The sequence below is a fragment of the Granulicella mallensis genome, assembly GCF_014203225.1.
GTDB classification, from domain to species: domain Bacteria; phylum Acidobacteriota; class Terriglobia; order Terriglobales; family Acidobacteriaceae; genus Granulicella; species Granulicella mallensis_A.
The window spans coordinates 87698-103836 of record NZ_JACHIO010000022.1 but is presented as its reverse complement, the minus strand read 5'-3'; the positions used below and the strand labels follow the sequence as shown (position 1 = coordinate 103836).

2 protein-coding genes are annotated in these 16139 nt (G+C 56.0%); both read right to left on the bottom strand.

Features of this window, described 5'->3' with window-relative positions:
• Positions 1 to 10055, bottom strand: a 10055-nt coding sequence (locus tag HDF15_RS21280; RefSeq protein ID WP_184259250.1) for a non-ribosomal peptide synthetase/type I polyketide synthase, incomplete at its 3' end; no start/stop codon positions are given.
• Positions 10052 to 15865, bottom strand: a complete 5814-nt coding sequence (locus HDF15_RS21275; protein WP_184259248.1) for an SDR family NAD(P)-dependent oxidoreductase — start codon at positions 15863 to 15865, stop codon at positions 10052 to 10054. The genes HDF15_RS21275 and HDF15_RS21280, both read right to left, overlap by 4 nt.
• Between the last annotated feature and the right edge of the window lie 274 nt (positions 15866 to 16139).

Here is a 16139-nt window from a genome sequence, read left to right as displayed (position 1 = left end):
GCCAAATCCCCCGTCTTGTACAACCGGTCCCCCACCACAAAAGGACTCGCAATAAACCGCTCCGCCGTCAGCTCCGCACGGTTCAGATATCCGCGCCCCACCCCCGCCCCGCCGATGTACAACTCCCCAGCAACTCCTACAGGCACAGGCTCACCATGCTCGTCCAAAACGTAGATCCGCGTGTTCGATATCGGTCGACCGATCGATGAATGGATAACGTCTTCAGGCCGAACGTCCAACAGCGTGGAATTGACCGATGCTTCAGTCGGACCATACGCGTTAATAAGTCTGGGGCGATGTCCATCGCGCTTAAACCATCTAACTAAAGCACTCTGACTGACCGCTTGACCGCCAATCATTATCTGGCGAAGACACTGAGGAATTGCCAGAGCCTCTTCCTTAATGAGTTGCTCCCAGAACGCTGAAGGCAAATTCGCTATGGTTATCTTGAAACACTTGCAGCATGCAATAAATTCTTCATTGCTCTTCAACCACCGATCACTGCGCAGAACAAGCGTAGCGCCGGACAAAAGAGCCCCGAAAATCTCCTCGATGGACATATCAAATGCTGAAGACGCAAACTGCAACATGCGGTCAGATTGAACGATCCGATAATGTGACTTAAGGGCTTCGATCATGTTGACCACGCCCCGATGTTCAATCAAGACGCCTTTGGGCTGCCCAGTGGAACCGGAGGTGTAGATGACATAGGCCAGGTGTGTGGACCGCAGCCCGAGCGCCTTCGCATCGGGGTTGGTCTCCGGCCGGTTGTGCCAGGAGGCCTCCAGATCGAGGTCCAGGACCGGCACCTCCAGCCCACCCAGAGCTTGCTCCAGGGTCCCCCGCGCCACCCCGTGTGTCACCACTGCCACCGGACCGGAGTCCGCAAGCATGTAGCTCAGACGATCCACTGGATACGCCGGGTCCAGTGGAACATACGCTCCACCTGCCTTCAGAACACCCAGCAGCGCTACCACCATCTCCAGAGAACGCGCCACGCAGATCGCTACACGATCGTCCGGACGAACTCCCAGATCCACCAACTCATGCGCTAGACGATTCGCCCGACGGTTCAGCTCCCCGTAGCTTAGCGATTCCTCCTCGAACACGACCGCGGTCGCCTCGGGACTCTGCTCCACATGCGCCTCAAACAGACTATGGATCGTCGCCTCCGACGGATAAGGAATCTCCGTCGCGTTCCACCCCACCAGCAACTGCTCCCGTTCCTCGACAGACAATAAAGCAATCTTGCCTATGGGCTGCTCCGGATCCGTAACGACCGCCTCCAGCACGCGCCGGAAACTCCCGTATAACCTCTCCATCGTTGCAGGGGCAAACAGATCCGTGGCATATTCCAGCCGTCCGCTCAGTCCTTCAGGACTCGCAGTCAGATTTAGTGTCAGGTCGAAATTCGTAGTTAATGCCTCGAACTCAATCCGCTCAGCAGCCAGGCCCGGCAGCGTCAGTTCCTCAGGAACCAGGTTGAGCGCCAACATCGCCTGGAAGACCGGCTGTCTTCCCATGTCGCGCTCCGGCCGCAACAACTCCACCACCTGCTCGAAAGGCAGGTCCTGATGCGCGTAGGCTCCCAGCGTCCTCTCGCGAACCTGCACCAGCAGTTCACGGAAGCTCCCACTGTTCTTCAATTCGGCACGCAACGCCAAAGTATTGACGAAAAATCCAATCAACCCTTCTGCTGCCGGCTCGGTGCGGTTGGCGATCGGCGTGCCGACCACAACATCGTCCTGCCCACTCCACCGGCTTAGCACCAGCTGGAAAGCAGACAACAACACCATAAACAGCGTTGCACCTTCCTTCCGCGCCAGCCTTTCCAAAGCCGAGGTCAGCGTTGCACCCAACTCTACCGGCAACGTCGCGCCTCGAAAGCTCTGCTGTTTTGGCCGCACGTAGTCCAACGGCAGCTCCAGTGCAGTCGGCGCTCCAGCAAGCTGCTCCTGCCAATACCGGCGCTGACGCTCCAGGGCTTCCCCTTGCAGCCAGCCTCGTTGCCATAACGCATAGTCCACGTACTGCACAGACAGCGGCGCCAGTTTTGCCGAAAACCCTCTCGTGAAGCCGCTGTAAAGCATACCGATCTCGCGAATCAACACGCCCATCGACCAGCCATCCGAGATGATGTGGTGCATCGCCAGCAAGATCACGTGCTCTGTCGCTTCCAAACGCAACAAACGCACCCGCAGAAGAGGCCCTGTCTCCAGATCGAAGCTCTTACTTACCTCCTCTGCTCCGATCCGCTGCAGTTCTCGCTTCCGGTCGTCCCTCGAAAGATGACTCAGATCTTCCACTGGAATGGATACCCGGCCTGCAGGATCGATTACCTGATAGGCAACGCCGTCACGGCTCCTAAAACGAGTCCGAAGACTCTCATGCCGCTCCGTCAACGCCGCCATCGCCGACTCAAAGGCCGATACATCCAGATCGCCCGGGAGTCTCATGCCGGCAGAGATCGTATACGCACCGCCAGGCACCCCTAGCTGCTCCAACATCCATAGCCGCTCCTGCGCGTAGGACAACGGAACCTGCTCCGGACGTTCCTGCCGCAGCAGAGGCAGCCGGTCCGACGACTCGTCCACAGCAGTGCGCGAAGGACTCGATCCAGGACGAGTAACGACAGAAGAGCTGTCTTGAGAATCCGCGGTTTCCCAAGTGGTTGCGATGGGCCGATTCATCCCAGATTCTGGAGCTGACTTGCCGAGGATGGACCGCACTAAATCTGCCTGGTCCGTAAGAAGCCGGATGAGCATCTGGTTCTGCTCCAGCAGCATACGTTCCACCGACTGCTCCGATGGAGCAGCAGAGTTTTCCGGCGACGATACAGCAGGAGTTATCAGCTCAACTGCCTTCGGTACCTGCGGGGGATAATTCTTGCGGGGATAGTTCTTGTCCAAATAGGCCGCAAGCAAGCGGACCGTATGAAGATCGTTGAAAAAGCGCCCCATAGAGAGCTTGGTTCCGTATTGCTTCTCGATCAGCAGAGTCGCTTCGATCAACACGATAGAGTCGGTACCCATATCCAGGAACGATTGATCTATATCAAGCGTCTCCGGAGCGACATGAATAAGCTCGCTCATCTTCGTTCGCAACCAATCTTCCGTCGTCCCCCCTGAGGGGATCGGCTGATCCGATGAAAGGAGGGGGTTTGCCAGAGGCTGTACCGCTGGAGATCCCTTTGCTTCAAACCACACCCGCTCGCGTTGGAACGCATATTGGGGTAAATCAATTCGATGCACAGGCTGAGGCTGGAATGCAGCCCACCGAATGTCCATGCCTCGCCTATAAAGCTGCAGCAGCGCACCTATGAAGGCTTCTTCCTCGCGCTGCGGTCCTTGGAGTCCGACGCTCTCGCCGTGCCATCCAGCCGGTAGCGAAGCACGCGCCATTCCCAACAAAACCGCATTTGGACCTATCTCGATCAGAACATCCAGCCCATCCCCTACCAGGCTTTGAATACCGGCGGAGAATTGCACAGCCTGCCGTGCGTGCCGACGCCAGTAGTTCCCATCCAGTGCTTCTCTATGAAGGGTGCCAGTGAGATTCGAGTAGAGGGGTATGGCCGGAGGTGCGGCATGAACCGCGCGGGCAGAGGCTTCAAACCGATCGAGCATCGGCTCGATCAGGCTGGAGTGAAAAGCATGCGAGGTGTTCAGTGGAATGAACCTGACTTGGCGGGCACTTAACACGTCCAGCACTGCCGCGATACTTGAGACTTCTCCAGAGATAACAGTATTGAGAGGACCATTGACGGCAGCGATAGAGATGGTAGAGCTATAGGGTGCGATCACTTCTTGAACAATGCTTATGTCCGCAAGAACCGCAACCATCTTCCCAGTCGCAGGTAAATCCTGCATCAGGCGGCCACGTTCGAGAATGATGCGTAAACCGTCCTCGAGCGAGAACACGTCCGCAGCCACAGCCGCGGCAAACTCTCCCACACTATGACCGATGACAGCGTCCGGTGAAACGCCGAACTGTTTGAGCAAAGCGACAAGAGCCACCTGAAAGGAGAACAGCGCCGGCTGGCAGAACGCAGTCTGGTCGAGAACCTCCTTGCGGAAAAACATGGCATCGAGAAGTGAGCCTGGAAGCAATGGATCAGCGATTGCACAGCAACGATCCAGTACTTCACGAAAGACCGGGTAGGTCTTGTACAGGTATTGCCCCATACCCGCATACTGGGAACCCTGGCCGGTGAAAAGGAATGCGATCCGGGCAGCAACCTGCCGACGAACCTCTTTTTTGTCTCCCTGCTGAAACTGCTTAAGCATCGCGACAGCATCCTCGCGAGAGGAGACGGCCGTAGCCAAACGGTGTGACCAGTGGGACCGGCCCACCGAGGCGGATGCAGACACGGCAGCAATATCGAGCTCGGGATTGGCACCTAACCAGCGCTCATAGCGCGCAGCCAGCTCAAGCAACGCCATGTCTGTCTTGGCCGAAAGCACCAGAGGATATACTTTGCGCCTACTTTCCAGGGCTGCTGGAGCTGCGAGTGGGGCTTCTTCCAGAATCAGGTGGGCATTTGTGCCACTCGCTCCGAAACTGCTTACACCTGCCCGTCGAGGCCGTTCGGTACGCGGCCAGGACAGCCTATACGAACAGACCTCGATCGCAATTGCGTGCCATGGAATGATCTCGCTCGGTTGCTCACAGTGAAGATGCGCCGGAATCTGCTCGTGCTCAAACGCCAGCAGCATCTTAATCACACCTGCCATCCCCGCAGCCGACTCCGTATGGCCAATATTCGTCTTCGCTGAGCCAATCAGCAGCTTGTTATGGCCCATGCGATCTTTGCCATAAACTGCAGCTAACGCTTGCACCTCGATGGGATCTCCCAGAGGTGTACCGGTCCCATGGGCTTCGACATAATCGACAGAGGCCGCAGGAATCTTGCCGAGCGCACTACGCATGACCGCTTCCTGTGCACTGCCGTTTGGCGCGGTAAATCCAGTTGATGCGCCATCGTGATTCACTGCGGATCCGCGAACAATGCCCAATATTCGATCTCCCGCTGCCTTAGCGTCAACAAGCCGCTTGAGCACGAGAACGCCGCACCCTTCACTGCGCACAAATCCATCCGCACCGGCACTGAAGGTGCTGCATCGACCTTTGCGAGACAAAGCACGCGCACGGGAAAGTGCGACGGTATTATCCGGCGAAAGAATCAGGTTCACTCCTCCTGCAAGGGCGAGATCACACTCTCCGTGACGCAGGTTCTGGCAAGCGGTATGGATGGCGGCAAGTGAGGATGAACAGGCTGTATCGAGAACCAGGCTCGGGCCATGGAAGCCGAAGAAGTAGGAGAGGCGGCCAGCCGCAGCGTTCAGCGGGTTGCCGCTGAGGAAGTAGCTATCGATAGGCGAAGTTGAAGCGTTTTTTAGTTGAAGGTTGGCATAATCATTCGTCGTGATCCCAACATACACCCCCGTCTGGCTTCCCTTGAGACTCTCGGCAGGCAGTCCGGCATGCTCCAGCGCCTCATGGCTGACCTCGAGAAGCAGGCGATGCTGGGGGTCCATGGATGCTGCTTCTCGTGGAGTGAGTTTGAAGAACGCCGGGTCGAACTGATCCACATTCCGAAGAAAACCGCCATGACGATTGTAGGTACGGCCTTTAGCTTCCGTATCAGGATCGTAATACGCTTCAACGTCCCAACGTTCTCCGGGAATCTCGGTAATAGCGTCAACACCATCGCGCAAAAGCCGCCAATATGCGTCCAGGCTGTCAGCATCGCCTGGAAAACGGCAACTCATGCCGATGATTGCGACGTCTTCGTCAACATCCTCCTTGAGCGAAAAGCTTTGCGTCGGCGTTGAGGATGCGAAAGATGCAACCGTTCCAGGAGTGCCGACAGCCCGGGATCTTTCTTGATGTGGAGATATGGAACGCGTCTCTCTGAGACTGCTCACCGTGGCAGACGAAGTCTCTGCAAAAGTGCCACTGTGCTCAAGCAGAGCATCAGCCAATGCATGAATGGACGGCTGATCGAACAGCACGGTAGCGGGCAGGCTGACACCAGTCGCTTTTTGCAACTGCGAACGAAGCTCGACCGCCATGAGCGAATCCATGCCCATATCGAAAAAACCCTGGTCGCGATCGAGCGTTCCCTGTTGATACCCCGTCCCGAACCCGAGAACATCGGCCGTTTTTTGCTCAATCAGTTCAGCAAAGAAGCGCCTCCGCTCCCCACTTGACAAGCGCATGTATGCCGGAGGCGCCGCTATATGCGGAGTAGTATCTACGTGCGTCACATTGTCAATTGATCCGCGGATGGAATCGAGGAACGAACGTTGCCCACGCGCTTCATACGACTGCTGAAAAACATTCCAGTCAACGTCCGCAATCGTGACTTGCGTAGTTCCCGATAGATAGTCCAGCGCATCGAGTGCCGTAGCTGGATCGAAGGTATTGATTCCAATACCTCGCAATAATGTCTCGGTCACCTGAGAGGTCATACCGCCTTGCGCCCAGGGTCCCCAATTGATACTCGTTGCGGGTAATCCAAGTAGCTGGCGGTAATGGGCCAGTGAATCGAGATAACTGTTTGCTGCCATATAGTGCGCCTGCTTGGGCGATCCCCATACAGAAGCAATTGAGGAGTAAAGAATAAAAAAGTCCAGAGGTAAATGGCGGCTGTGATCGTGCAGCAGCCACGCTCCGACGGTCTTCGGGCGTAGCACCGCCTCCAGATCTGCGAAATCTACCTCCAGAAAAGCCTTGTAACCTGCGACACCTGCGGCGTGGATGATGCCACGTAACGGTGCAACTCCTCCGGCGAGCCTTTCAAAGAGCTTCCGCACCTGCCCCGCATCGCCGATATCACACGCTTCAGCCTGAACCGTTACGCCTCGGCTTCGAAGTACGGTTATCGCCTCGTGGGCGTTGCGTGTTGCCGGGCCCTGCCTTCCGGTGAGGATGAGGGAGCGGGCACCCCGGGCAATGAGCCACTCTGCGGTCCGCATGCCCAAAGCTCCAAAGCCCCCAGTGATTAAATAGGAAGCATCTGGATCAACACGCAATGGGGAATAAACCGGAGCTTGAATCGGCTGCGTAAGTCGGGCAGCGTAGCGCATACCGGAGCGCAGCGCCACCTGATCTTCTCTTCCACCATTCAGAATCTCTGCCAGAAGTACCTCAGGTTCGTCATCCGACGCCGTCTGAGCTAGATCAATGAGCGATCCGAACAAATCGGGGTGTTCCGCCAGAGCACCCTTGGCAAGACCGCGCATCGACGCATGGGTAAGTCCGGAGATCTGCGGCGAAGAGCCAGCTCCGACGACATCGCGCGTAACGACCCACATCTTCACGCTATTCTTGGGCCGAATCGTGCTGACCTTCTGAACCAGCAGGAGCAAGGCTGCTGCATGAGAAAAGGGTTCTCCTTTATCCAGCCCCCACAGAAAAACTATGCGCCGATTGTCACCGCCGAAATGGGAAATCAACTCCTGAAACTGTTCTCCGTTTCGCGGATCAATCGAAACTTCTTTAAGGGCTTCCATTCCGCTCGCGCGACTCTCGGCGGCACCGGCGTTCACCAGAGTACACACCACACCCCTGGCTGCGAGCAGCCGTGCGAGCCTGCGGCCCAAGCCATCCTGATCTGCAAAGATAAGCCAGCTGGAGCCTCTTGGCTCTGTCAATGCCATCGACTTCGCAGGCATCTCCTCCCACGAGATATGAGAGAACCACCGCTGGATCGCAGGATCTCCAACTGGTTTCGTTGGCAGCACCTGTGAATGAACAGAGGAATTTACAACGGCTGCAACCTCCGGCTTTTCCAGCCAGAATCGCTGCCGCTCGAATGGATAGTTAGGCAGCATGCCTTCAGGCTGGCCGCTCTCGGCAAAGATGCGGTCCCAATCGGCACTGAGTCCGCGGATGTAGAGCGCCGCGACTGCGCGTTCCAGCGAAGCTCCGGCCCGCAGCGAACCAAGTGTAACGTCAATCGCCAGCAAACCGAGTTCTTGCCGGACCTTGCCACGGTTCAATGAGATATTCCGCTGCTTTGTCCAATAGGAGGGATCGGACGCTTGACTGCTCGAGATCTGCTCACCGTTGTCACTGCTTATCAGCTTTACGGAGGGCTGCGCCAGGCGGATCTCACGCAGAATCTGCTCCCACTCCTGCTCCGAGTCCCACGCGGCAAGCAGCCGCTGTGCATCCTCGCGCTTCATCACACCCGCAAGACAAGCCGCGACCAACTGGCCGGCACCAATACCTAGAACTACATAAGGCTCGACGCTCCAGGATCGCCACAACTGCGCCCAGGCATAACCTGCCGCGAATCTGCCGAGTCTTGAATAAAGCGCATCTAGAGGAACACCACAGCTATCGAAAGCTCTCCGAAACGCTGCCTCTGTTTGGTATAACTCAGCTGCCGAAGTTACTGCGCGCTCATCCTGAAGATCAAAGCAAAACGCAAGCCGGAAAGCCTTTCCGCGTTTTATTTGTCCCGTGAAAGTACTGTTCGATGAAAACACATGCGCGGCACGAAAGGAGAAATGGCAGCGCCCAACAGCAGCCGATCGACAAACAGCCGATATTTCTTCAGCAGAGGCTCCCTCGAGCATCTGTCTGTAGTCTTTCGTGAGAGATTCCAAAGCCGTTGTAGATTTTGCAGAGACCAGCAACGTCGTCCGGCCGATAGCTCGGGGAGCCATAGCTGGAGGTTCTTCAATCAAAGCGTGGGCCGTAGTTCCGCTAAATCCAAAAGAACTTAGTCCCGCGATCCTCTTTGCCTTGCCTGTTGGCCAGGAGATCGGTTCCTGTGCGACCGTGATCGGGATCGACGCCCAAGGTGTTAATGGATTTAGTCTTTCAAGGTGAAGCTGCGCGGGGATGCGCCCATTTTTAAATGAAAGAAGTATCTTAATAAGCCCAGCAATACCGGCTGCCGACTCGAGGTGCCCAATATTAGTCTTAACCGATCCAATGGGTAGTGGGCTGGCCGCTGGTCGGTTGGCTCCATACACATGGGTCTGTGCTTCGACCTCAATAGGATCGCCAAGCGAGGTACCAGTACCATGCGCCTCTATGTAGCCGATCTCTTCCGGGGCGAGACCGGCCTGCTCCAGAGCACGCCGCATCACACGTTCCTGTGATGCTCGGCTCGGCACTGTCAAGCCACCACTAGCTCCATCCTGATCGACTGCGGTACCGCGCACGACACCGAGAATGCGGTCCCCATCTGCAACTGCGTCGTCAAGTCGCTTGAGAACCACCATGCCGCAGCCTTCTCCACGCACGTATCCATCAGCAGCCGCATCGAACGCCTTTGAACGGCCGTCGGGCGACAGCATGCGCGCCTGAGAAAAGCTCACCATCACTTCAGGAGAGAGAATCAGGTGTACCCCACCCGCAAGCGCCATCTTTGTATCGCCAGACCGTAGACTTTCGCAAGCTAAATGCAGGCTGACAAGCGATGACGAGCACGCGGTATCAATAGCCATACTGGGTCCCGTCAATCCAAGCACATACGACAGCCTTCCTGCAGCCATGTTCAAGGCTGTCCCGGTTCCAACGTAGCTGCTGGATTGCGTCGGCAAAGAGCCTAGCCGAATCGCATGATCGAAAGTAGTGATGCCGACATACACGCCGGTTCGCGATCCTTCAATACTCTTGGGCGAGATATTGCTGTTTTCCAGTGCCTCCCACGCTACCTCGAGTAAGAGCTTCTGCTGCGGATCCAGGAACAAAGCTTCCCGCGGAGCAATGTTGAAGAAAGCAGCATCGAAACGATCGATCTGCTCGAGAAAAGCTCCATAACGTGTAGCCATCTTGCCGGGTGTCGCCGGATCGGCATCGTAATATTCATCTATATTCCATCGATCCCGCGGGATTTCGCTCACAGCGTCGCGCTCACCGTCCAGCAGATCCCAAAAACGCTCCGGTGTAATACTTCCGCCTGGAAATCGGCATGCGGCTCCTATAATCGCGATCGGTTGATTGCGCTCTGCACGAAGAGTCTCGATCTCGCGACGACGAAGACGTAACTCTTCGAGAGCTGCCTTCAGGCTCGCTGTCCCTTGTGGATTCATTTGCCGCCAATCTCCTTTGCAATTAACTCTGTAAGCTCTTCTTCATTCAGGTCTCGAGAATCTTCCTCGATATCTGCTGTCCCCAGGTCCATGGTGAGTTCGCGAAGCAGATGATCCGTCAGAGCCGCGATCGTGGGGAAAGTGAAGAGAAGTGTGCCGGGTAGGGTGCGGCCCAATGTCGAGGAAAGCCGGTTGGTTAGTTCAAGCGCCAAAATTGAATCACCCCCCATTTCTAAAAATGACTGTGTCGATGTGATAGCTTCCACGTTGGTTAGGCGCAGGGTTTCTGAGAAGATCTCCAGCAGTCTCGCTGCAAGCCAGTCAAAACGGTCGACTGAGGCGCAGGAGCGCAGGGCGATTACAAATTCCGTATCTCGGTCCAGACCTTCGTGCCGCTCTATCGGGAATCCGGCAAGCTGTGACGAGGTAATTGCTGACACGCTCTTTCTGGATAGTTTTGCGGAGGCTAGTTGTGTGACACCGATTTGGATCGCTCCAGAACTCATCAACTGCCCGAGCATGGTCAACGCCACGTCCGCAGGCAGTGCTGCAACGCTGAACGACGACATACGCTCGACTGCAGCCCTTCCATACTCTGTGGCTGCCATCCCCAGATCGGCCCATGGTCCCCAGTTCACACTCAGTGCGGGCTTGCCTGTCGCCCTCCGATGATGCGCGAGGGTATCAAGCACGAAGTTAGCAGCGGCATAGCTCCCCTGGCCCGGCAGGGTCACCAGCGATGCCATGGAAGAGAACAGCACAAAGTAATCAAGCGCTATGTCACGGCTCGCCAGATGCAGGTTCCATGCGCCTTCTGCTTTTCCAGCACCGCTACGATAAAAACGTTCACCGTTTTGAGCCAAAAGAAGTCCATCGTCAAGCGTACCGGCGAGATGAAAGATCCCCTTCAACGGCGGCATTGAATTCTCAATTTCCCGAACCACCGCCATCGTTTCATCTGTATTCGCCAGGTCACAGCGGAAGAAGCGCGTCTTCTCATTGACTGACTGCTGCGGGACGGTCCGGCCGAGAAGCGCAACATTGCCCGCTCCCCTCTCCAGAAGCCACTTTGTCAGGCGTGTGCCAAGACCACCCACGCCGCCGGTGATCAGGTATGTTGCATTCTCCTCAAAGCAGGGCGGCAGATTACTTTCCATGGGCTGATGGTCGTGAAGGATCTTGGCCGCATAGCGCTGGCCGTCCCGCAAGGCGAGTCTAGCTTCACCGAATCTCCCCTCGATCGCATCTAGCAAACAGGCACTGGGTCTGGCGGGATCTACATCCAGTAGCCCCCCCCATAACTCCGGATGCTCTGCCTCAATTGCCTGGCCTAATCCCCAGAGTGCAGCCTGTGAGACTGCGGGTACGTCTTGTTCTAAGACCGGCATCGCCCCGGCAGTAACGAGCCACAAATGGGTTTTGCTGCCACTAGCTAGGTTTCCTTTAAGCATTCGAACGAGCGCGAGGACGCTGGAACTGACCTTAGAGCGACCCGCCATATCAGTCGGCTCCAGATCGAGGCTCCCCAAATGAACGACGCCCTGCAGAGGCTGGTCATGCAGCGACAGCTTTTCTACCTCTACTTCGGAGATGAGCGAGCAAGTATTTCCCTTCCGACTCAACTCCATTGCCAGCTGCGCTCCTACTCCTCCCCTGTCCGCAAGGATCAGCCAATGGCCTACGCTTGCCGACCACAGGCCGGGCGTGCTTTTCAGTAACTCCCAGTGGCGACGATAGAGCACTGCATCCGAATGTTCATCAGCTTTTACATTGCCTGGCAGTGAATGCTCTTGCGTGAACGCCTCTATCCAATAACTATTTCGCTCAAACGGATAAGTCGGTAACCCCAATCGCTGTGGTTGAATATTGGAAGTGAGCACCGCCCAGTCAACATTTCCCCCATTCAAATAGAAGTCAGCAAGTTGATCCAAGATCGAAGTCCAACAGGCCGCGCTCGGGCTGATAGGAAGCACCCAGTCAGCCTCCTGGCACATCTCGGACGATTCCAGAAACAACACTGACTCATCGAGAGAGGTGGCGAAGACCAGCGCTGCCTCCTTCCCAATCCCTTCCCAACTGATCGCCTGTGGTCTCACACCAAACCTGACCCAGAGTTGAGCCAGAACGGACTGGAAGTCTGAAACTGAAATTGCCCGAGTCTCTAGCTCTCCGGGCTCTGAACCTAGCAACCTCCGGAAGGCGGGGAGCATAGTCGCCAACTCGAGCGCGGTCTCTCCGACGCCATATTCTCCGCAGAAGTGAAACACAATTCGGCGGCGCACGCTTGTGGCTCTCGGCTTCTCTCTGTGCGCCAACTTCGTCAGAAGTTCTTCGCGACTCGAGAATATGATTACCTGACGATGTGCCAGGAAAGAGCGGCTGCGATTGACTGTATAGGCGAAGTCCTCAAGCTGCGTTTCAGGATGCTTCTTGAGAAACTCGGCATAAGAGTCCGCGATCTTCCCTAAAGCTTCCGGTGTTCGCGCAGCGAAAGCCAGCAGGTTCGCTCTATGCTGCTGGACGACCGCTCTCTCCGAACGAACCGGCCCCTCTGCGAGAATCGCATGGGCATTCGTTCCTCCAAATCCAAATGAACTTATTCCAGCGATCCGCCCTGCCGTCCCAGCCTTCCAGCGCATGACATCCTGGGGCACATGAAACGGCTTATCTGCTATCGCAATATAAGGATTCATAGAGGTGAAGTGAAGGTGGGGGGGCACTTCTTGATGTCTGAGTGCGAGAGTGGCTTTGATGAGACCGGCGATGCCAGCCGCAGCCTCTAAATGGCCGATATTTGTCTTCACCGATCCCAACCAACAAAGATCATCCTGAGTGCGATTTTCTTCAAGGACTTCAATCAGAGAGTTCAACTCGATCGGGTCGCCTAGTCGTGTACCTGTACCATGCGCCTCAACCATGCCGACATCGCAAGCTTTTACTCCAGCCTCTCGCAATGCCTCTCGGATCACCGCCTGCTGTGCCGGCCCGTTCGGAGCGGTTAAGCCATTGCTGCGGCCGTCCTGATTCACAGCCACGCCTCGGACCACAGCCTGAATGCGATCTCCAGCACGGATAGCTTCAGAAAGGCGTTTCAAAAACACAACGCCTACGCCTTCCCCACGCACATAACCATTGGCCTTCTCATCGAAAGCCCTGCACACCCCATCGGGTGAAAGCATGCCTGCCTGAGTAAACGCAGCACTGAGTTGCGGCACAAGAATAAGATTCGCTCCGCCTACCAGTGCCGTGTCACATTCCCCACGCCGGAGCGCCTGGCAGGCTTGGTGCAACGCAACCAGAGAGGAGGAACACGCGGTATCAACACTCCAGCTTGGCCCGCGGAGATCAAAAGCATAGGAGATGCGGTTAGCTGCAATACTGAGTGCATTGCCCGTTGTCGCATATGGGCTGATATCGGCCGACGCCTGCCATATCAACCGAGCATAATCAGAACCACTGATGCCCACCATAACTGCAGTGCGGCTGCCTGCCAGGCTGGACGGCGCAATTCCGCTATCTTCTATTGCCTCCCAAGCCACTTCAAGTAACAAACGCTGCTGCGGATCCATCATCTCCGCTTCGCGGGCATTGATACCGAATAGCTCTGCGTCAAAACGGTCGACCTCTTCGAGCATGCCCGTCGGAGGAAGGCCCATTACGCGACGAGGAGAAGCAGCGACCGCATCCTGACCATTCTTCAACAACTGCCAGAACGCCTCTGGATTATTTGCACCAGGAAAACGGCATCCCATGCCGATGATTGCGATTGGCTCATTCTCACTGCCATGCATGGCACGTGTTTCATCTACAGGCTGCTCGTTGAGTCGCTGCGCCAGGAGCGCAATGCTCGGATAGTCATAGAGAAGGGTTGGCATAAACGGGCGTCCAAGGTGCTCCTCCAATTCGCCCGCCAAGGTAATCGCATCACTCGAGTTCAGGCCGTACGTGCTGAATGGTTGCCAAGGATCAAGCTCCCGCACCGGAATACCTGCCAGGCGCGAAATGCGCGCCGCCAGCCACATTTCCAGATTGCTCCTTTCGGATCGGCTCGAAACTTCCGGTACTACAGTGCTCAGCTTTTGCCATTTTGCAATAATCTCCAGTCCCACGCCCTGGAGATAGGCGGCGCGAACTTGGCGTCTCTGAACCTTTCCGCTCGAAGTGCGAAGAATGCTGGCTGGCCGTAGAAAAACCACGGCATGTAGCGAGGCGCCATGCTCTTCGGACAAAGCGCGGCGGATAGCGGATGCCGTGGCCTCAGAATCGAGCGATCGCTTGGCCTCGCGGCGCACCTCTATAGCCACCACGATGCGCTCTTCTCCGTCCTCCTCTACAGAGAAGGCTGCTGCAGCATGTGACGCAAGCGCTGGATCGGCGTCCTCCGCAGTGCGCTCCAAATCCTGGGGATAGAGATTCCTGCCCGCAACAATAATCAGGTCTTTAAGCCTGCCGGTTATAAAGAGATCATCGCCATTGAGAAAACCAAGATCACCGGTGCGAAGATAGACGTTTTCGCCTGAATGACCGCCCTCGATATGCGCGCTGAAAACCTCTTTGGACTCTTCCTCACGTCTCCAATATCCCTTGCCGACGCTTGGACCAGCGAACCAGATCTCACCAACTTCTCCTGCACGGCAGAGAGTACGAGTCTCAAAATCGACAATCTTCAGCGCGTGCTCTCCCCAGGTCGAACCGCAAGACACTAACTGTTGTGCACCGGCATCTGCCGACTCTACGGCTATTCCATGACTAAGCTGATCGGTATTGAATCGCTGCAGGAGAGGATACGTATCCTTGGGTTGACCTGTAATGAACAGTGTGGCTTCGGCCATTCCATAAACAGGTCGCATCGCTCTGGCGTTAAAGCCACAGGAAGAAAACTCCCGCGTAAATCGCTCAATGGTAGAAGCACGAACGGGCTCGGAACCACTCAAAGCCGCGCTCCAACTACTGAGGTCTAAGTGCCTCTTCTCCTCAGCACTCACTTTTTGCGCACAAAGCAGATAGGCCGAGTCCGGCGCCGCACAAGCTGTGCCTCCAAACTGCGTGATGGCATGAAGCCAGCGAGCCGGTCTCTGCATAAAAGCTGCAGGATCCATCAGCACCGTCTGGCCGCCGGCAAAAAGCGGTAGAAGAACGGTGCCCAACAAACCCATATCGTGGAAGAGCGGCAGCCAACTGACACTAACCAAGTCCTCTCCGGCCGCCACGCAAGAAGCAATCTGCCTGACGTTTGCCAAAATGTTGCCGTGGCTGACCATTACTCCCTTGGGAATGCCAGTCGATCCGGAAGTGTACTGCAGGAATGCTAGGGTCCCGCCATCCACTGCGGGCCGTACCCAGCCAGCTGCAGACTGTGGGCTATTGCGATCTATTGCGACAACTGGAATCTGTCCCACTGCAGAAAGATCGTTGCTACGACGCTCCATAGAGTGAAGCGTTGCGTTGTCCACAAGTATTGTCGATGGTCTGCAATCCTGCACAATAGAATGCAGCCGGTCAGCAAAGCGATTCTTCAAGGGCGGGTACGCTGGCACTGCGACCGCTCCGGCATATAAGCAACCGAGAAATGAAGCGATAAAGTCAATCCCGGAAGGATAGAGCAGAAGCACCCTCTCCCCGAATTTACTGCTTGCCTGTAGCTGTGCCGCGACGGACCGCGCTCGCAAATCCAACTCGCTGAATGAGACTCGGTCGATCTCACGCTCTCCGTGTTCTAGAGCAATGAATGCTGTTCGATCGGGCTGCTGTTCTGCGCGAGCCTGAATCACTTCCAGAATACTTTGAGCTACACCATGATCTTGAATCATAACAACCTAAATATCGGATCCCTGAGTGCCGACACACAGCCGTGATATATAGCGAGAAACTACCTGTATAAACGAGCCTGCATAGGTCGCAATACAGACAGAGCATATTGCTTGGAATCAGACTCAGCGATCGCCGATGATCAATGCCTTCTATACCAGTTAGAAAAGGACGCTCTAGGGCTGAAGAGCTGGCGACATGTGTTCAATAAGAGCTCTATATGTCACACTAACGCTCACCCCTCTGCTTAGTGGCGTCAGTGATGGTCCAACGCAT

What these genes read in the sequence shown, in the direction of transcription:
- HDF15_RS21275 (WP_184259248.1), bottom strand. Translation starts at nt 15,865, where the DNA reads ATGATTCAAGATCATGGTGTAGCTCAAAGTATTCTGGAAGTGATTCAG.